The sequence below is a fragment of the Streptomyces regalis genome, assembly GCF_001509475.1.
Classification (GTDB): domain Bacteria; phylum Actinomycetota; class Actinomycetes; order Streptomycetales; family Streptomycetaceae; genus Streptomyces; species Streptomyces regalis.
Map to the genome: position 1 here is coordinate 70,790 of NZ_LLZG01000047.1, position 18,031 is coordinate 88,820.

At 68.7% G+C, this 18,031-nt stretch carries 16 protein-coding genes and 2 pseudogenes; 10 read left to right on the forward strand and 8 right to left on the reverse strand.

The window, feature by feature from the left end; genetic code table 11:
* Positions 1–12: 12 nt before the first annotated feature.
* Positions 13–582: an SMI1/KNR4 family protein gene (locus tag ADL12_RS09105; protein WP_062700404.1), complete on the reverse strand. Its 570-nt coding sequence runs from the start codon at positions 580–582 to the stop codon at positions 13–15.
* Between the two features lie 781 nt (positions 583–1,363).
* Here ADL12_RS09105 and ADL12_RS49990 point away from each other — a divergent pair.
* Positions 1,364–2,401 (forward strand): annotated as a pseudogene (locus tag ADL12_RS49990) (multicopper oxidase family protein); the annotation flags it as partial.
* Between the two features lie 155 nt (positions 2,402–2,556).
* On the opposite strand, the gene ADL12_RS09120 reads toward ADL12_RS49990, so the two are convergent.
* Positions 2,557–4,035: a SulP family inorganic anion transporter gene (locus ADL12_RS09120; RefSeq protein ID WP_062700410.1), complete on the reverse strand. Its 1,479-nt coding sequence runs from the start codon at positions 4,033–4,035 to the stop codon at positions 2,557–2,559.
* A gap of 562 nt (positions 4,036–4,597) precedes the next feature.
* On the opposite strand from ADL12_RS09120, the gene ADL12_RS09125 reads away from it, so the two are divergent.
* The 3 genes from ADL12_RS09125 (at position 4,598) to ADL12_RS09135 (ending at position 7,103) form a co-directional block, all read left to right on the forward strand.
* Positions 4,598–5,971 carry a TrkH family potassium uptake protein gene (locus tag ADL12_RS09125; RefSeq protein ID WP_244187829.1) on the forward strand — a complete coding sequence of 458 codons (1,374 nt, stop codon included), beginning with the start codon at positions 4,598–4,600 and terminating at the stop codon, positions 5,969–5,971.
* Complete coding sequence (locus ADL12_RS09130) at positions 5,964–6,689, forward strand: potassium channel family protein (RefSeq protein ID WP_208614501.1); 726 nt, start codon at positions 5,964–5,966, stop codon at positions 6,687–6,689. The genes ADL12_RS09125 and ADL12_RS09130 overlap by 8 nt, the downstream gene beginning before the upstream one ends.
* 111 nt (positions 6,690–6,800) lie before the next feature.
* A complete protein-coding gene (locus tag ADL12_RS09135; protein WP_159053119.1) occupies positions 6,801–7,103 on the forward strand; it encodes a hypothetical protein in 303 nt (100 codons plus the stop codon).
* A 16-nt stretch (positions 7,104–7,119) separates the two neighbouring features.
* On the opposite strand, the gene ADL12_RS09140 is transcribed toward ADL12_RS09135, so the two are convergent.
* The 3 genes and pseudogenes from ADL12_RS09140 to kdpF all read right to left on the reverse strand — a co-directional run bounded on the left by ADL12_RS09140 (position 7,120) and on the right by kdpF (position 9,966).
* Complete coding sequence (locus tag ADL12_RS09140) at positions 7,120–9,684, reverse strand: sensor histidine kinase (protein WP_062700415.1); 2,565 nt, start codon at positions 9,682–9,684, stop codon at positions 7,120–7,122.
* A 56-nt stretch (positions 9,685–9,740) separates the two neighbouring features.
* Positions 9,741–9,830, reverse strand: a pseudogene (locus ADL12_RS52550) (DNA-binding response regulator); the annotation flags it as partial.
* 70 nt (positions 9,831–9,900) lie between these two features.
* Positions 9,901–9,966: a K(+)-transporting ATPase subunit F gene (kdpF, locus tag ADL12_RS56255; RefSeq protein ID WP_244187843.1), complete on the reverse strand. Its 66-nt coding sequence runs from the start codon at positions 9,964–9,966 to the stop codon at positions 9,901–9,903.
* Between the two features lie 330 nt (positions 9,967–10,296).
* Between kdpF and ADL12_RS09145 the strand changes: the two genes are divergently transcribed.
* The 5 genes from ADL12_RS09145 (at position 10,297) to ADL12_RS09165 (ending at position 15,405) form a co-directional block, all read left to right on the forward strand.
* Positions 10,297–11,427, forward strand: a complete 1,131-nt coding sequence (locus tag ADL12_RS09145) for a site-2 protease family protein (protein WP_062700485.1) — start codon at positions 10,297–10,299, stop codon at positions 11,425–11,427.
* A gap of 176 nt (positions 11,428–11,603) precedes the next feature.
* A complete protein-coding gene (locus ADL12_RS09150; protein ID WP_062700416.1) occupies positions 11,604–12,119 on the forward strand; it encodes a hypothetical protein in 516 nt (171 codons plus the stop codon).
* A 119-nt stretch (positions 12,120–12,238) separates the two neighbouring features.
* Positions 12,239–13,672 (forward strand): flotillin family protein, encoded by a 1,434-nt coding sequence (locus ADL12_RS09155; RefSeq protein ID WP_062700417.1) that lies wholly within the window; start codon positions 12,239–12,241, stop codon positions 13,670–13,672.
* Between the two features lie 93 nt (positions 13,673–13,765).
* Positions 13,766–14,119, forward strand: coding sequence for a hypothetical protein (locus ADL12_RS09160; RefSeq protein ID WP_062700418.1), 354 nt, complete (start codon positions 13,766–13,768; stop codon positions 14,117–14,119).
* Entirely contained in the window at positions 14,116–15,405 is a 1,290-nt protein-coding gene (locus ADL12_RS09165; RefSeq protein ID WP_062700419.1) for a hypothetical protein, read from the forward strand. Before ADL12_RS09160 ends, ADL12_RS09165 begins: the two co-directional genes overlap by 4 nt.
* A 247-nt stretch (positions 15,406–15,652) precedes the next feature.
* Here ADL12_RS09165 and ADL12_RS09170 read toward each other — a convergent pair whose 3' ends face one another.
* Complete coding sequence (locus tag ADL12_RS09170; RefSeq protein ID WP_159053120.1) at positions 15,653–16,105, reverse strand: Rv1733c family protein; 453 nt, start codon at positions 16,103–16,105, stop codon at positions 15,653–15,655.
* Positions 16,106–16,280: 175 nt separating this feature from the next.
* Here ADL12_RS09170 and ADL12_RS09175 point away from each other — a divergent pair, with 175 nt between their 5' ends.
* Positions 16,281–16,781 (forward strand): CBS domain-containing protein, encoded by a 501-nt coding sequence (locus tag ADL12_RS09175; RefSeq protein WP_062700421.1) that lies wholly within the window; start codon positions 16,281–16,283, stop codon positions 16,779–16,781.
* 28 nt (positions 16,782–16,809) lie between these two features.
* Here the strand turns inward: ADL12_RS09175 and ADL12_RS09180 are convergent, their stop codons facing one another.
* Both ADL12_RS09180 and ADL12_RS09185 read right to left on the reverse strand, forming a co-directional pair.
* A complete protein-coding gene (locus ADL12_RS09180; RefSeq protein ID WP_244187830.1) occupies positions 16,810–17,367 on the reverse strand; it encodes a hypothetical protein in 558 nt (185 codons plus the stop codon).
* A 69-nt stretch (positions 17,368–17,436) separates the two neighbouring features.
* Complete coding sequence (locus ADL12_RS09185) at positions 17,437–18,030, reverse strand: hypothetical protein (RefSeq protein WP_244187831.1); 594 nt, start codon at positions 18,028–18,030, stop codon at positions 17,437–17,439.
* Position 18,031: the final 1 nt, after the last annotated feature.

The window sequence follows — 18,031 nt, forward strand, 5'->3', positions numbered from 1 at the left end:
GGATCTTTTGTTTCACGACCAGACGAGTCGCCCTTCGGCGACCTCACAGACCGGATAGTTTCCATCGGCGATCTTCGTCAGCATCTCCGCCACGGAGTCGAAATAGTGAGCCAGCGATTCGTACTCGCCCGTGATCGTGATCTCACCCACGAACCACCTGCCGACACGCCCGTCCCGCACGTCGATGAACTTTCCCATCCAGCCGTCCTGGTCCGACAGGAACGGGATCCACTCATTACGCCAGAACGGATTGTCCGGCCGGTCCGGAGGGTCGAATCCACCGGGCATGAAGCGGTTCGCGTAGAGCTTCTCCATCGCCCGGATGCCCAGAAAGAAGCTTCCCTCATCCGGGAACCCGGCGAAGCCGCAACAGACCACATCGTCGTCCACTTCTTCCTCAGGAAGATCCAGATTGTTCTGCAGCAGCCACGCCCGCAGATCCTGAGGGAAGGGGATACCCATCCGTTCCTCGGCGGCCGCGAGCATCTGTTCCGTAGCGGGCCCAGGCAGATCCGCGTGATCGGCCGGGGCGTGCTGCCGAAGAAGATTCATCACGCGGGACCAGCTCTCCGCCACACTCATTCCCCTCTGCCCTCTCTACACGGATGCCCCCATACGACTGCGCCACTGCGGGGGTTGCGGAGCGTCGACCCAAGAACCTCGCAGGGATGGTACTCCGAGCAGGCTTCCTGCCCCCGAGGTGACCGCCCGCCAACTCCTCACAAAGAAGGCCGTTGTGCCCGGCGGGCCCAGCCGAGGAACCTCCATGGCACCAGCGAGGACGACATCCGCCGTGGCGTCCTGCACGAGGAACTACACCGGCCGCCTGGCGAGCCGGTCGAATACACAGACCGAACCGCCCTGCTCCTGCGCTTCCTTGTCGAATTCCTCTCGTGCCCCCCGACCAGCTGGCCGGAGCCGCATCAGCCCCTACCGCATGACGTCAGTCGCCAAGGCCGTCCTCACCCTGGAGTGGCGAAGCTGAAAACGCTCATTGAACTCTTCAACCGGTGGGCCGAGATGAGGCGCAGTCTTCAGTCCTCATCAGGCTTTGTCTGTGAATGAGGAGTTCGCGGTGTCCGCGACGGTCAACGAAGCAGCGGCGAGCGGCGAGCGGCGAGCTACGACTACGACCGGTTCGGCCGGCTGGAATCGGTCACCGGCGGCGGAAAGGTCGTGGAGCGTAACACCTACGACGGTTTCGACCACGTGGTGGCGCACTCGACGCTGCAAGCCGACGGCTCCCAGTCGGTCTCTAGTGCGCGAACACGACGTCGCTGACGTATGACGTCAACGGCAACATCGACTCGACCACGCCCGACGTCACCTGGTCGTCGTTCGAGTACGACGTCCGCGACATTGATTGGTCAACCCTTCCGGCTCGGCGGTCGTCGCGGCCGAGAAGAATCGGAAAGGCACCGGCAGGACGCAGAAGGTGACCTTGACCGCCGCACCCGCCATGCTCGACCTCGGCGGCGGGGTCATGGCCAAGAGCTGGGCCTTCAGTGGCCAGGTCCCGGGCAAGGAGATCCGGCTGTCCGTCGGAGGCACCCTGGTAGCCGAACTCTCCAACCGGCTGCCGAACAAGACCACCACATCCATCCATTGGCACGGCATCGCCATGCGCAACGACATGGACGGTGTACCCCCGGTGACGCAGCAGGCCGTACGCGCGGGTGCCAACTTCACCTACCGCTTCGTCACCGACGCACCGGGCACGTACTTCTTCCACCCCACGTCGGCGTCCAGCTCGATCGAGGCCTGCCCGCGCCGCTGATCGTGGAGGACCCCAAGGAACCGCTGTCGTATGACGACGAATGGGTCGTCGTCCTGGACGACTGGGTCGACGGAGTCACCGGCACCCCGGACGAGGTTCTCGCCGAGCTGCGGCAGGGCATGGGCGGCATGGACATGGGGGAGGGCTCCTCGTCCCCGTCCGCCTCTGCCTCGTCCGGCGGGATGTCGATGAGGTTCATGATGATGGGCGCGGAGAGCGAGCTGCTCGGCGGCGACGCCGGCGACGTGAAGTACCCCCACCACCTGGTCAACGGTCTTGTTGCCGCCGCCCCTGACGTCTACCAGGGCAAGCCTGGCCGGTGGGTCCGGTTGCGCATCATCAATGCGGGCGGTGACACGGCCTACCGAGTGGCGCTCGGCGGCCACAAACTGACCATCACCCACACTGACGGGTTCCCCGTCGAGCAGCAGCAGGTCGACGCCCTGCTGATCGGCATGGGGGAGCGTTACGACGTCCTGGTCACCCTCGGCGACGGCGTCTTCTCTGCGCGCGGCCGACGACGTCCGCCTGCCGTCCAAGAAGGTGGACCGGGTGCACCGCGTCGAGCTGACCGGCGGCATGGACAAGTACAACTGGGCCATCAACGGTGAGGCGTTCACCATGGGATGCCGGAGCGGAGGCCTGGCGGGTTCTGGACGTCCTTGCCGGGGAGCCCGCCCCTGGGCTGATCCGACCGGCCGTTACGTTTCGTCGCCTGAGCCCAAGGGCCATACGGCATCGCTACGAACACCGGGCAAGCTTCTCTGCCGCGGCCGTGGTCAGGGGGTTTCGGTCGCCAGGCGATTTTCGACGACGGTCATGAGCTTGTCCCGCTGTTCCTCGTCCGCGAGTGCGATCAGCCTGTTCTCGACATGCGGTGGCAGGTCTTTGACGCCGAGCTCGACGCCGGACTTGTGCGAGTGGTCGATGAAGGTCAGCAACGCCTTCGCCCCGGACATGTCGATGTAGTTCACGTTCTTCAGGTTCAGCGACAGGTTCGACCGGTCGTCGCGCAGTGTGGAGAAGACGCGGTCGACGGACAGGAACGACAGCGGTCCCTCGACGAGGTAGGTGCCGGTGCCGTCGTGGACGACCGAGGCTTTGTGCCGACGGGACTGTACGGCATGAACGACGAGTGCCAGGGCGACGCCAACGGCGACCGCCACGGTCAGGTCGATGAGTACGGTGATGATCATCGTTGCGAACATCACGACGACGTCACCTCTCGGAGAGACATGCGCTTTGCGCAGGCTCTCCCAGTCGAACATGCCGAACGCGGTCACAAGCAAGATCCCTGACAGCACGGCGAGGGGAATGTACTGGACGACGGCCCCGAAGCCGGTCACGAGAACGAGGAGGATGACGCTGTGCGTGGCCGCCGACAGTGCAGTGCGGCCGCCGCTTCTGACATTGACCACGGACCTGACCGTCGCGCCGGCGCCGGCCAGACCTCCGAACAGTCCGCTGACGGCGTTGCCGAGCCCCTGGCCGATCAGTTCCTTGTTGCTGCGATGCCGGTTGCCGGTGATGTTGTCCATGACGACCGAGGTCAGCAGGGAATCGATGGAGCCCAGCAGTGCGATGCTGAGGGCGGGCAGGACAAGGGTGAGGATCAAAGACCCGCTGAACTCAGGGATGGCGATCGAGGGAATCGACTCCGGGATCTGGCCGATGTAGTCGATCGTTGCGTTGAGCGAGACCGGTCCGACGCGCACGTCCTGCAGCAGAGAGTCCCCGAACCGCAAGGTCACGGTCATGATCACGAGCGCGATCAGGCTCGCCGGAATCGACTTGATCACTCGCGTGGACACGAGCATGAGCACAATCGTTCCCGCTGCCACCAGGAAACTTCTCTGCACCTTGTCCAGTTCGCCCAGGATGATGATCAGCGCGATCCCGCCCATGAAACCCGACACCACCGGGTGGGGTATGTAGCGGATGAGCGATCCGAGGCGGCACAGTCCGAACAGGATCTGGAACACGCCGGCCATGACGAACGCAATGAACGCGGCGTCGAGTCCGTGCGTGGCGATGACCCCGGTGGCGACGACGGTGATGGGGCCTGTGGGGCCGGTCACTTGGCCGGGCGTACCGCCGAACAGTGCCGCGAAGAATCCGGCGAAGATCGCGCCGTACAGTCCGACGAGCGCGCCCTCGGAGGTGCCGGTCGCTGTGATGCCGAAGGCTATGGCCAGCGGCAACGCCACGATCGCCACAGTCAGGCCGGAGAGAACCTCTTTCGCGACACGCTGGAACATCGGCTCCCACTTTGGTCGACAGCATTCTGAACTCGGCCCACGGCGGACCGAGCTGCCGACCAGGCTTCCCGGCACTCCGCGAGTAAAGATGCCATATGGATTGCGTCAAGGAAAGGCCAAAGATCGCCATCTGGGATTTGCAGACGTGCGCCATCAGCAACCGATGTCGGTGCCCTCTGGGGAGCTTTGTTGCGCGATCACTGGCTGTCGACGTCACCTACTGGCTGCGGCCCGACGCCCACACGTCACCGGAGCCGGTCCCGCGCCACACCTTCGGCCAGGGCAACGAATTGGCCTGCCCGCGCCCACCAACTCACCACACGAGCTCCCACACGTCGTAGCGGGGCCCGGCTGAATGTCCTCAGCGGCCACTCGGTCGGGCCTGCTCACGAGGGAGGCCCACTGAGACGCCGAGCGCCTCGGAGCGTGCCCCTGCAGCGTCGGTGCTCATGCCCGCCTGCCTGGTTGCACTGAGGTGGACCTCGGTTAAGGTAGCCCGCTGGATCTTGACTGAATGCTGGTGGATCCTTGATGGAACATTGGCGGGCAGGAAGGCCGGGTAGTGGCAGGACGCGCGGTGCGGATGTGGCAGTCGCTGTTGATGGCGCATCCCGCTCGTACGGTGGTCATGGGCTTCGCCGCCGTGATCCTGCTGGGGACGGTACTGCTGATGCTGCCCGTCGCCGCCGAGGACGGCCGAAGTGCCGATGCGGTGACGGCGCTGTTCACTTCCACGTCCGCGGTGTGCGTGACGGGTCTGGTGGTGGTGGACACCGGCACCTACTGGAGCGGCTTCGGCGAGGGCGTGATCCTCGTGCTGTTCCAGATCGGCGGCTTCGGCATCATGACGATGGCCTCGCTGCTGGGTCTGCTGATCTCCGGGAAACTGCGGCTTCGGATGCAGCTGACCGCGCAGGCGGAGACCAAGAGCCTGGACATCGGCGATGTGCGGCGGGTGCTGCTCGGGGTCGCCGGATGCACGCTCGCGGTGGAACTGGCGGTGGGCGCGCTGCTGGCGCTGCGGCTGCGTTTCGGCTACGGCGAGTCCATCTGGGATGCCTCGTATCTGGGGTTCTTCCATGCCGTGTCGGCGTTCAACAACGCCGGGTTCGGGCTGCACGCCGACAGCCTCACGAGGTATGCGCAGGATCCGTGGGTGACGCTGCCCATCGCCGTGGCCGTCATTCTCGGCGGAATCGGTTTTCCTGTGCTGCTGGAATTGCTGCGGCACCGCAATCGAGCCCGCGTCACGGGCCGGCGTCGCTGGTCGCTGCACTTGCGGCTGACGGTGTTCACCACGGCCGTGCTGCTCTTCGCGGGGACGCTGCTGACGTGTGTGCTGGAGTGGACGAACGAGGGCACCCTGGGCCCGTTCGACTGGCACAAGAAGATCCTTGCGGGGTTCTTCCACTCGGCGATGTCCCGGACAGCGGGGTTCAACAGTGTCGACATCGGGGCGATGACGGATGCGACCCTGTTGTTGACCTGCATGCTGATGTTCATCGGTGGCGGCAGCGCGGGCACCGCGGGCGGCATCAAGGTCAGCACCTTCGCGGTGCTGGGTGCGGCGATGCTCGCCGAGGTGCGCGGTGAGCCCACGTCCGCGGTGATGGGCCGCAGGCTCGCACCGCACGTGCTGCGGCAGGCGCTGACCGTGGCGCTGGCCGGCGTGGGCTTCGTGATGACGGCGACCCTCGCCCTGCTCGCCGTGGTGGACAAGCCCTTCGAGGAGGTGCTGTTCGAGTCGGTCTCGGCCTTCGGCACGGTCGGGCTGTCCACCGGCATCACCGCCGACCTGCCGACCGTCGGCCGGCTGATCGTCATCCTGCTCATGTTCGTCGGCCGGCTCGGCCCGGTCACCCTGGTCTCGGCGCTTGCCCTGCGCGAGCGGAAGCGCCGCTACGAGCTACCCGAGGAGCGACCCGTCATTGGCTAACTTTCTGCACTCCCTGCACCGTCGCCGCCGCAAGCGCCTCGCCGACCACGCCGCCGACTCCGGTCACGGGGACCAGCGCGTGGCCGTGATCGGGCTCGGCCGCTTCGGCAACTCGTTGGCTCATGAGCTGATGCGGCGTGGCTGGGACGTTCTCGGCGTCGACACCGACCCGCACCTCGTCCAGCGGATCAGCGACGATCTCACCCATGCGGTGGTCGCCGACTGCACTGACCCCGAGACGCTGCGCCAGCTCGGCGTGCACGAGTTCAGCAGCGCCGTGGTCGGCATCGGCACCGACATCGAGGCCAGCATTCTGATCGCCTCCAACCTGCTGGAGGCGGAGGTGCCCAACATTTGGGCGAAGGCCATCAGCCGTCAGCACGGCCAGATTCTCGAACGTCTGGGAGTGCATCATGTCGTCCTGCCCGAGCACGAGATGGGCGAGCGCGTCGCCCACCTGGTCACCGGGCGGATGCTGGACTTCATCGAGTTCGACGACGACTACGCGCTGGTGAAGACCGTCGCCCCGGCCATCGCCACGGGCATGCCGCTCGGCGAGAGCCAGGTGCGCAGCAGATACGGGGTGACAGTCGTCGGCATCAAGCGGCCGGGCGAGGGGTTCACCTACGCCACCGCCGAGACGGTCATAGAGAAGGGCGACGTCATCGTCGTCACCGGCAAGATCCACGATGTGGAGTCCTTCGCCGAACTCAGCTGAGTGCAGAGGCCGCATCACTGCCCCCCGCTCCATCGCCGCCGCTCACGAGTCCAGGGAACCTGCCCGTACGGAGTTCGTTAAAAGGGCGGTCTGACGGTAGGGGTGCTCAGCGTGGCGAACGGGCTCTCCGACCCGCTGCATGCCCTGCTGGTGCTGTGTGCCCTGGCGGCGCTGCTGGGAGTGTGCGCCCGATTCGTCGCGGCGCCGGGCACCGCCGCGGTGTGCTGGTTCTTCCTCAATGGCTTCGCGGTGCCCCCGCAGGGGGAGCTCACCTGGCAGGGGTATCCGGATGCGGGGCGGCTCGTCTTCCTGATGGTCGCGGCGCTGCTCGGCACGGTGATCGCCCGCCTCGTCAACGCCCGAAGCGCGTACCGGCGGATCACGCCGGACGGGGACCGCGACGCTGGCTCCTGAGCGGCCGCTGAGGCCGCTACGAGGTGAAGTGGGCAGGCAGGTCGGGTGGCACGGGTGGGCGGCCCGCGGTGCCCTTGAGGGTGAGGACCATGGTCATGCCGCCGCCAGGGGTGTCTTCGGCGATGAGGGTGCCGCCCATGGCCTCGGCGAAGCCGCGGGCGACCGCGAGGCCGAGACCGACGCCGGCGCCGCGAGGGACGTCGCCGTACCGTTGGAACGGCTCGAAGATCCTCTCCTTGGCCTCGTCGGGCACACCGGGGCCGCGGTCGACGACCCGCAGCTCGACCCGGTCGCCGAGCGTGCTGGCGGAGACCAGCACGACTTCGTTCTCCGGGCCGTACTTGACGGCGTTCTCCACGACATTGGCGACGGCCCGCTCGAGCAGGCCGGGGTCGGCCGTGATCATGGGCAGGGTTTCGGGAATCTCCAGGGCGACGGAGCCTTCGGGAACGCCGCCGAGGGCCATCGGCACCACTTCGTCCAGGTCCACTTCGCGGATCAGCGGGGTGACGGTGCCGGTCTGAAGGCGGGACATGTCGAGGAGGTTGCCCACGAGGTGGTCGAGACGGTCGGCGCCTTCCTCGATGCTCGCCAGGAGTTCCGCCTGGTCCTCTTCGGACCATTCGACGTCGTCGGAGCGCAGCGAGGTGACCGCGGCCTTGATGGTGGCCAGCGGGGTTCGAAGATCATGGCTGACGGCGGCGAGCAGCGCGGTGCGGATGCGGTTGCCCTCGGCCAGCTCGCGGGCCTGTCCGGCTTGCTGCTGGAGCCGCTGGCGGTCGAGGACGACGGCGGCGTGGGCGGCGAAGGCGGCCAGCACCCGGCGGTCCTCGGCGGGCAGCACCCGACCGGACAGGGCGAGTACGAGACGGTCGCCGACCGGCATGTCGACGTCGGCGTCCTCGGGGCGTTCGATCGGACGGGCCGTCCCGGCGCGGCCTGCGCAGGTCCAGGGCTCGATCTCGCTGCCCCGCTCCAGCAGCGCCACCGACTCCATGCCGAAGGTCTCCCGCACCCGCTCCAGCAGAGACTCCAGACCGTCCTCGCCCCGCAGCACACTGCCCGCCAGGAACGACAGCGTCTCGGACTCGGCGCGCAGCCGGGCCGCCTGGTGGGTGCGACGGGCGGCCAGGTCCACCACCGACGCGACCGACACCCCGACCCCGAAGAAGACGATGATGGCGAGGACGTTCGCCGGGTCGGCGATGATCCAGGTGTGGGTGGGCGGGGTGAAGAAGTAGTTCAGCAGCAGCGAGCCGGCCGTGGCCGCGGCCAGCGCGGGCAGTAGTCCGCCGAGCAGTGCGGCGCCCACGGTCAGGGTCAGGAAGAGCAGGACCTCGTTGGCGAAGCCGGGTCCCTCGTCGGCGGGCCGGGTGTTCCACACCGAGGTGAGAAGCAGGGTGAGCAGTACCGGACCGACCACGCCGACCAGCCATCCGGCGATGATGCGGGGGCGGCCGAGCCTGCCGCGCCGCGCGACCGGCAGTCCGCGGCCTTTGGCGGCCTCCTCGTGGGTGACGATGTGGACGTCGAGGTCCGGTCCGGACTCGCGGGCCACCGTGGCGCTCACCCCGGGCCCGAGGGCGTACTGCCAGGTGCGCCGACGGCTGACGCCGAGCACGATCTGGGTGGCGTTGACGCTGCGGGCGAAGTCCAGCAGGGCCTGGGGGATGTCGTCGCCGACGACATGGTGGAAGGTGCCACCCAGGTCTTCGACGAGGGTGCGCTGCACGGCGAGTTCCTTGGGCGAGGCGGAGGTCAGCCCGTCGCTGCGGGAGATGTACACGGCCAGTACCTCACCGCCGGCGCCCTTCTCCGCCAGCCGGGCCGCTCGCCGGATCAGCGTCCGGCCCTCGGGGCCGCCGGTCAGCCCGACCACGATCCGCTCGCGCGCCTGCCAGGTGGAGCGGATGTCGTGTTCCCCGCGGTACTGCTGCAGATACTCGTCGACCCTGTCCGCAGTCCACAGCAGCGCCAGTTCCCGCAGTGCGGTGAGATTGCCCGGACGGAAGTAGTTCGAGAGCGCCGCGTCGACCTTGTCGGGCTTGTAGATGTTGCCGTGCGCCATCCGGCGGCGCAGGGCCTGCGGTGACATGTCGACCAGCTCTATCTGGTCCGCCCGGCGCACCACCTCGTCGGGTACGGTCTCCCGCTGTCGTACGCCGGTTATCGACTCGACGACGTCGCCGAGCGACTCCAGGTGCTGGATGTTGACGGTCGTGATGACGTCGATGCCGGCGTCCAGCAGCTCCTCGACGTCCTGACATCGCTTGGGGTTCCGGGAGCCCGGCACATTGGTGTGGGCCAGCTCGTCCACCAGAGCGACGGCCGGCCGGCGCTTCAGTACGGCGTCCACGTCCATCTCGGTGAACACCGCACCCCGGTACTCCAGCTCCCGGCGCGGGATCTGCTCCAGGCCGTGCAGCATCACCTCGGTGCGTGGCCGGTCGTGGTGCTCCAGGAAGGCCACCACACAGTCGGTGCCGCGCTCCACGCGGCGGTGCGCCTCGGACAGCATGGCGTACGTCTTGCCGACGCCCGGCGCCGCACCGAGATAGATCCGAAGCTTGCCGCGTGCCATGGTTCAGGGTTCCGATCGTTCTGCGCTTGCCAGGCCGGTACGGGACCGCAAGGAGATCACACCTCGAAGCGGTACCCCATGCCCGGCTCGGTGATGAGATGTCGTGGTTCGAGGGGGTGCGTCTCCAGTTTGCGCCGCAGATGTGCCGGCCCGAGGGTGAGCACCACCACATGCGGCGGCACGGCGGCGGTCAGCCGGAGGGCCGTGGTGCCGTGCTCAGAACCTATTCGGGAAGATCAGCGCGAGGACCAGATAGCCCGGCAGGGCCACGGCCACGATCAGCCCGACGACGTTCTCGGCGCTTACAGCCGACCCACCCCTCGGGCGATGAGTGCCACCAGGGCGAACAGCGCGACCGTGGCACATACGAAGGCCACATCGGCCATCGCGAGCTCCTAGACGAGATTTGGAAGGGACGGACCTCTGGAAGTAACCCCACTGCAACGCCAATTAACCCCTCGTTGACGCCGTTCCTACGTCCGCGGCCGCTTCTTTGACGCGTTTCTAACGCGGTCGCGCCCGATCTGCGAAGTTAAAAGGGTTCGTCATCCCGCCCCCGGACGCGAGGGAGACTGTCAGTAGGGGGACACACACCGTCCGCGGGAGATGGTGATGAAGGGCTCGGTACGGATGGGACGCGTTCTCGGGGTGCCGTTGCGCCTCCACTGGACGGTGCCCCTGCTCGTGGTGCTCTTCGGGTACGGCCTGGGCAGCCGGACACTCCCGGCCGGGGTTCCGGACCAGTCGAACGCCACCTATACGCTCGCCGGTCTGGCCGGTGCCCTGCTGCTTCTTGCGAGCCTTCTGGCTCACGAGGCCGCCCACGCGGTCACGGCCCGCAGGAAGGGCATCCCGGTCAAGAGCATCACGCTGTGGGCGTTGGGCGGGATGACGGAGATGGACAGGCCGCGTGCCGCCGATGCTGCCTTTCTGGTGGCCGTGAGCGGTCCGCTCACCAGCCTGATCGTCGGTGCGGCGGCGTTCGGGGCGGGCATCGGGCTGGACGCCATCTCCAGCTGGCAGGTTCCTGCAGCGGTCCTGCTGTGGCTCGGCTGGGTGAACGGCCTCCTGGCCGTGTTCAATCTGCTGCCGGCCGCGCCGCTCGACGGAGGACGCGTCGTACAGGCGGTGATGTGGTGGCGTACCGGAGACCGGGACCGGGCCGAGCGGGCAGCCGCCCGCAGCGGGCAGGTCCTCGGCATGCTGCTGATCGCCGTCGGCTGGATCTCCGTCCTGTACGGCGTCTGGAGCGGTCTGTGGCTGGCAGTCATAGGCTTCTTCGTCCTGATCGTCGCCGGGGCGGAACGTCAGCGCGCCCGGATGGCCCCGGCCCTGCGCGGAGTACGAGCGGCCGATGCCATGTCGACTCCCGTGGAGACCTGCCAGGACTGGCTGACCGTGGAACGCTGCATCGAGGATGTGGCCCTTCGGGCCCACCACTCGATGCTGCCCGTGATCGACTTCGGAGGACACCCCAGCGGCCTGCTGCACCTGCCGCGGCTCGCGAGGATCCCCGCACAGCAGCGGGAGACACTGCGTGCGCGTGACGTCGCGACCCCGCTGTCGCAAGGGGCCACGTGCGCGCCGGACGACCTGCTGGAAGACGTACTGGAAAAGCTCTCCCCGGGCAGCGGCATGCGCATCCTCGTCATCGAAGGACAGCGTCTGGTGGGCATCATCACCGCGCGTGACATCTCCCGGATCGTCCAGCGTCACGCGCTTCGCGGCACGGAGGGCCGGTGATCTCCGGCATGATCCGCCGGGCAGTTCCACCTCCGCTCCCGCGAGCCCTCCGATGTGAAGAGCACGGCATCAAAGCCGTATAAAGATTGCCGGAACAAGGCAATGTCCTTGGTGGAGCCTTCGTGCGAGCATGCGGTCACTGGCCAGGTGACGGCGACGAGAGGCGGTGAACGCGGATGGCCTGGTTTCTCGGACTGGGCATCGCGGGGGTCGCACTCCTCGTGCTGTCGCTCGTCTTCGACGGTGTCCTCGAGGGACTCTTCGACGGTGTCGACGTACTGGACGGACTGTTCGACGGGTGGCTGTCGCTTCCGGTCATCGCCGGATTCGTCTCCATGCTCGGCTTCTCCGGTGCGATCGCCATGGGCACCACCGGGCTGGGCGCCGTGGGCGCCACCGTGATCGGCGTACCTGCCGGAGTCGGCACAGGTTGGCTCGCGTATCGCCTCAGCCGTGCACTGATGAGCGACCGGTCCGGTGCCGCCCCTCGCGACGACGACCTGATCGGCATCCCGGGATCGGTGGTCACCGCCATTCCGGCCGACGGCTACGGCGAGGTGCTGGTCCGCCTGGCCGGGCAACCGGTGAAGCTCGCGGCGAAGAGTCCGATCCCCGTGGCGCGCGGCGCGGAGGTCTGGGTGGAGGAGGCGCTGTCGCAGACAGCGGTCTCCGTACGCCTGGTGGAACGCTGATTCACCGCGCCGCCGCGCATGCCCGGTATCGAACCAACGGTGCCGATCTATCCACATGAATCATCCACACGTACCCATATCGATCTGCCGTCCCCTGGGAGGGCTGAGGGGAATTCGTCATGAGCCCAGTCGTGATCGCCGTCATTGGCGTCGTCGTACTCCTGGTCCTGCTCGGCCTGGTTGTCGTCACCCGCTACAAGGTGGCGGGGCCGAGCGAGGCGTTCATCGTCACCGGACGGCGCGGCAAGAAGGCGACCGACCCGGAGACCGGCCGGGTCTTCACCGACAACAGCGGCCAGAAGGTCGTGGTCGGCGGCGGTGTCTTCGTCGTGCCGTTCGTGCAGCAGAAGTTCACCCTCGACCTGTCCTCGCGGCACATCCCGGTCGCGGTGCGTGGCGCCGTCACGCTGCGCGGGGTCAAGGCCCACCTCGAAGGCGTCGCCATCGTCAAGGTCGGCGGCAGCGAGGACTCCATCCGCGCTGCGGCCCAGCGGTTCCTGATGCAGCAGGACGGCATCGTCGGCTTCACCCAGGAAGTGCTCTCGGGTGCGCTGCGCGCCATCGTGGGCCGGATGTCGGTGGAGGACATCATCCGCGACCGGGCCGCGTTCGCGGGCCAGGTCGCCGAGGAGGCCGAGGCGAGCCTGTCCGGGCAGGGCCTGGTGCTGGACGCCTTCCAGATCCAGGACATCACCACCGAGGGCTCCTACCTGGAGGACCTCGGCCGTCCGGAGGCCGCTCGCGCCAAGCAGGAGGCCGACATCGCCGAGGCGGTGGCCCGGCGTGCCGCCGAGCAGGCGCGGCTGAAGGCCGAGGAGGAAATCGCCATCGCGCAGCGGACGTTCGCGCTCAAGCAGGCCGAGATCAAGGCCGAGACCGACGAGGCCGCCGCGCGCGCCGCTGCCGCGGGTCCGCTGGCCGAGGCCGCCCGGTCGCAGGAGGTGCTGAGCGAGCAGGAGAAGGTCGCCGAGCGGCAGGCCGCGCTGACCGACCGTGAGTTGGACACCAAGGTCCGCAAGCCCGCCGACGCCGCGCGCTACCAGGCCGAGCAGGAGGCCGAGGCCCGCCGGATCGCCCTGGTCAAGCAGGCCGAGGCGGATGCGCAGCGGTCCCGGCTGACCGGTGAGGGCGAGAAGGCGCACCGCGCCGCGCTCGCCGACGCGGTCCGTATCGAGGGCGAGGCCGAGGCCGCCGCCATCGGCGCCAAGGGTGCCGCCGAGGCCGAGGCGATGCAGAAGAAGGCCGACGCGTTCGCCCAGTACGGCGACGCGGCCGTGCTGCAGATGCTGGTCGAGGTGCTGCCGCAGGTCGTCGCCAAGGCGTCCGAGCCGCTCAGCGCCATCGACAAGATGACGGTCATCTCGACGGACGGGGCGAGCCAGCTGTCGCGCACCGTCGCCGACAACGTCGCCCAGGGCGTCGAACTCCTCAGCTCCACCACCGGAGTCGACCTCGCCGGGCTCCTGAAGAACATCACCCAGCGGGCCGGCGGTTCACAGCCCGCGACCACGGCACCCGCCGAGGTCAACGGGAAGGTCGAAATCACCGGCTGACATCAGTACTGAGCAGCGGAGCGAGCCCGGGCGGCCCTTGAGCCGCCCGGGCCTGTGGTCGCTGGGTGGTTTCCCGGAAGTGGAGTGTGAGTGGTGTTCCTGTGGCTTTGGCTGATCGGCTGGTCGGCGTTCGTCCTGCCCCTGGCGTTCGCCTCGTTGCGCGGCTGGGCGCCCAAGTCGGTCCGGCGCCGGACCACTCCGTGGGGCATACGGGTACGGGGAGTCGCTCTGCTGGTCTTTTGGGCCGGCGGGCTGATGGTTCCGCTGCTGCGGCAGAGTGGCTTGGACACCGAGGACGCCGCGTTCCTCGGGTCCATCGTGCAGGCCGGCTTCTTGATGTTCGGAGCCGGGCTGATGGTCGGCTCGCAGTTGGGGGAGTGGTTCTACCGAAGGGCTGTTCAGCCGAAGGCACTAGACGAGACGCCGGGCAGCGGTGGGCGGCCATGACGCACACGACGACCGGGATCGCGCATCCCGCGACGGCGTTCGCTCTCGCCGGGTTCCGTCGGCGCGCCTGGAGCTGGCTCGGGGGCGGACTCGGGGCCATGGTTGTCGGGCTGATGGTCGGTCCGCCCGCCGACGAAGCCGGAATCGGCTGGCTGAACGACATCGCCGTCTTCTGTGTGGGAGGCGGCCCGGTCGCTGCCGTCGTCGGCGTGGCGGCCCTCGTCAACTACCGCCGTATGCGGCGCGCCTTGTCCGCCCACCCATGGATCGCCTGCTCCGCCGTGGGCATCCCACCCCGACAGGGCAATCCCCGCACGGTACTGCGCCACCCATTGACAGGTGACGTGATCCCGCTGTCGGTCCGTACGCTGCCGCAGCGGTATCACCTGGCCAACCCGGATCCCGGAGGCGTGCTGTGGTGGTGCGGCGACGCGCGCACCGGTGGAGTCCTCGCGCAGCCCGGCGGCGTCGACCTGCTGTGGGCAGGCCGCACCCGAACCGGGCGGCGACGCCGCAGGGATGCGTCGACGGCGGAACGAGAGGGTCTTCTGAACAGGCCGCGGCCCCGGCAGCCGCAGACGATCGGGGGCGACCAACTCACCCAGGGCCGGGAGCCGGATCTGTCGTACGCGGCCATGGCCGAAGCGGCCCGCCGACTGGCAATCGCGGACGAGGACGGAACCGCCCCGCACCGCGAACCCGACATCCGTGGCGTGCCCTGGTGGCGCGTGCCCGCCCTGCTGGAGATCTCGTACGTCTGGCCGACCGTGGTCAACGCGGCTTTCGCGATCGCGATGGCGCTGACGTGGTGGCTGCTGGGCAAGGACCGGGACATCGCGGTGCCGCTGATCCTCGCGGTTCTGTCCGGCTTCAACGCACTCCGGTTCGGGCACCGGATGATTCGGGGGATGCCCGGGGTGAAGGCCTTGGTGCGGGCCGCCCGGGTGCCCGTTCCCGTACCCAAACGCTACGTTCTGCTGTCCGGCCCCGACGACGGACTGGTCCTGGTGCTCTTCGCCGCACATGGTGGCCCGGACGATCCGCCGGAAGCCGCCATGGAAGTCAACCCGCCGGGCCCGCGCAGGCATCCCAGGCGCGGTATGCCCCCGGTGGTCGGCACGGTCGATCTGCACGGCTGGCTCGACGCCGGCCCCGTCGTCGTCCCGTGGATCGAGGGCCGACCCCTATGGCCACGGCACGCGTACGAATCGGTGAACCTCAATGACCGGCAGGACCGGGACTACTTCGCAGCCCTGGTCGGAGGCGTGGGTGCGAAGGCGACATGAGTCGGACGGGTCCGGATGCTCTCGTTCGTGAGGGTGAAGGGCGTTGCATGGCGGGCGCCGGCCGATGCGCGCAGCTCGATCTCGCCAGGGGGGCCAGCCGTCCCGGTCGAGGTCCCAGTGCGTTCGTCCCACGGTCACCTGACCGTCCTGCTCCAGACGGGGTGGCCGGCTGCCGTCGCACCTGGTCGACCACCGCGTCCGTCGGGCGCAACGTGCGAGGCCATGTCCGGCACCCAGGGGCGAAGGCTCAGCCGGTCTTGCGCCCAAACCGTGTGCCGACGCGTTCCCACTCCGCGGCCCACTGCTGCATACGGCACCGGTTCAGGTACAGCCGCGAACCCCACGCCACGCCCCACACGGCCCCACTCGCGCCCGCAGCGGCCAGGACGCCTCCGAAGGCCGCGCGGAGCCGCGCCTCCCCGTCGGTCAGGGGCTCGGACGTGAGATTGCCGCTCTTGTCGGTCCACACGGTGACGGCGCTTCCGGCCCGGGCACCGGGAGGCACCCTGGCCTCGTCCGTGCGGGTCGAACCGTCCGGCGCGGACCAACGGACGGTGGCCCACACCCGGTGGTCGCTCACCGTTCTGTCGGGAACCCTGTCCTCCGCGTCTTCGGCGAGTACAGCCGAGACCGCGCGGTTCTCGGCCCGCCCCCGATCGGCGGCCCGCTCCACCGCATCCGCCGCGCCCAGACCCGCCAAGAGACCGACCACCTCCCCGGCGCTCTTCGGAGGGCGAACGCGCTCGGTAATCAGAGTGGAGCGATCCGTGTTCATCCAGGTCGCCGCGCATGTTTCGCATCAATGGCCTGGCCGGAGCCCCCGCGGGTGTACGACGCTGAGGGCAGGAACATTTCCAGTAGATGAGGAGCCCGCCGTGCGCGCTCGTGACCTGGCGGTCGAATACGAAACGGTGAGCGTCGACAGTGACGCCATGGACGCGGCCCGGCTGATGGCCGAGCACAAGCTGCCGGGCTTGTTGGTGCTCGACGAGCGGGGTGAGCCGAAGGCGATCCTGCCCGCCTCCCAGATGATCAAGGTGCTGGTGCCCGAGTACGTGATCGAAGACCCCACACTCGCCGCTGTCGTCGACGAGAAGCACGCCGACCGGCTCTGCCAGGTGCTGGCCGGCCGCCGCGTGGGGGACTGTCTGTCCAGCAAGGCGGCCCCGCCGCCGGTCGCCGACCCTGACGACACCGCCCTGGAAGTGGCCGCGCTGATGGCGCAGGTGCGCAGCCCGCTGGTGGCGGTCGCCGAGAAGGCGAAGGCCGGGCGGGGTGGGCGGGACGAGGGGGGCACGCATTTGCTGGGCGTGATCACCGCCTCGCACCTGCTGCACGAACTCCTCGGCGCCGCAGGGGCGGTGAGCCCCAAGTAAGCACCTCCGGGCCCGTCGTCGCGCAGGGCTACTCCAGGGCGGAGTTCCGGAGGATCCCGCGGCACATCTCGACGTCGATCCGCCGCCCCAACTGCTCCAGTACCGGGATGCCACACCGCAGGGTCCCCTGCTCAGCGGACTGGCGTGCGCCCTGATCCAGTTGGTGCCACAGCAGCGGATTGGCGACCAGGCAGCGTGGGTCCAGGATGAGCCGCGCGCCGGACGTGTCCGTGAGGATCAGCCGCGGGCTGACCCCCTGGGACACGCGTACGGTGACCAGGCGGTCGGTGCGCACCCAGGAGTGGGTCACGAGCCCGCGTGAGTCGAGGCCGCCGTTGGCGGCGCTCACCCGCGGCGGCGTCAGGATGATCAAGAGCAGCACGGCGAGCGCGGCCCACCACCCGGCGCGCACGACGGTGAGACGAAGAAGCCCCCAGTCGAGCAGCACCAGTGCCCCGAAGAGCAGCACGCCGCAGAACACCGCGCTGCGTACTTCCTGCGCCCAGTAACGGTCTTCGACCCTCCGAAGGGCATCCGCACGGGGAGGACCGTCCACTGGGGCGCGCTTCTCACTGCGCCGTCCCATGCGGGCCAGACTAGACACGGCACCGGCTTGTGTCTCCGGGTGTGACAAGCCCGGTCTCGGGTCGCCTGGTCAGCCGATTCCGCCCACCTCGAGCAGCGCCACGAGGTAGGCGCAGATGGCCCCCACCTGAGCGAGGAACACAAGCACGGTGTGGACGGCGAGATGGCCGGGCCGCCCCGTCCCGAGGCAAGCACGAGCTGCCCTGCTCACGCGCGGACGCCGCAGTGTCGTGTCCCCTGTCTGCCGTTCGAGCGCCCTGCACAGGGCACGACGCCCGGCGGCCGAGGTGACGCCGAGCCGTACCCCGTGTCCGTCGCGGACGACAACGGTGCGGTAGGTGCTGCCGTACGAGAACGTCGTCAACAGCCGGACGCTGGTGATGTGGTTCAGGTCGACGGAGCGCACACCGGTCAGGGTCCGTGCGGTCATCCTGTTCGTGCTGTGGCGCGCCGGAGGGCGTTCCTCGCAGAGCTCGCCGAACAGGAGGAAGGCGAGAGGGCAGGTCAGCAGGCCCAGTGCCGCAGCCGCCTCGGCCAAGCCGCCGGCGGCGAAGGGCAGTACGAGCAGCCCCACTGCCAGGCCCGCACCCGCACGTGCCCGACGGCGGACCGTGCCGACGTCGGGCAGTTCCCGGGGCAGCGGTGCCGGACGGGTGCGCGGCACC

Excerpts from the sequence above, each read along its gene's own strand:
- ADL12_RS09105 (WP_062700404.1), bottom strand. The coding sequence starts at position 582 with ATGAGTGTGGCGGAGAGCTGGTCCCGCGTGATGAATCTTCTTCGGCAG.
- ADL12_RS09120 (WP_062700410.1), bottom strand. The coding sequence starts at position 4,035 with ATGTTCCAGCGTGTCGCGAAAGAGGTTCTCTCCGGCCTGACTGTGGCG.
- ADL12_RS09140 (WP_062700415.1), bottom strand. The coding sequence starts at position 9,684 with ATGGCACGCGGCAAGCTTCGGATCTATCTCGGTGCGGCGCCGGGCGTC.
- ADL12_RS09145 (WP_062700485.1), top strand. The coding sequence starts at position 10,297 with ATGAAGGGCTCGGTACGGATGGGACGCGTTCTCGGGGTGCCGTTGCGC.
- ADL12_RS09150 (WP_062700416.1), top strand. The coding sequence starts at position 11,604 with ATGGCCTGGTTTCTCGGACTGGGCATCGCGGGGGTCGCACTCCTCGTG.
- ADL12_RS09155 (WP_062700417.1), top strand. The coding sequence starts at position 12,239 with ATGAGCCCAGTCGTGATCGCCGTCATTGGCGTCGTCGTACTCCTGGTC.
- ADL12_RS09165 (WP_062700419.1), top strand. The coding sequence starts at position 14,116 with ATGACGCACACGACGACCGGGATCGCGCATCCCGCGACGGCGTTCGCT.
- ADL12_RS09180 (WP_244187830.1), bottom strand. The coding sequence starts at position 17,367 with ATGGGACGGCGCAGTGAGAAGCGCGCCCCAGTGGACGGTCCTCCCCGT.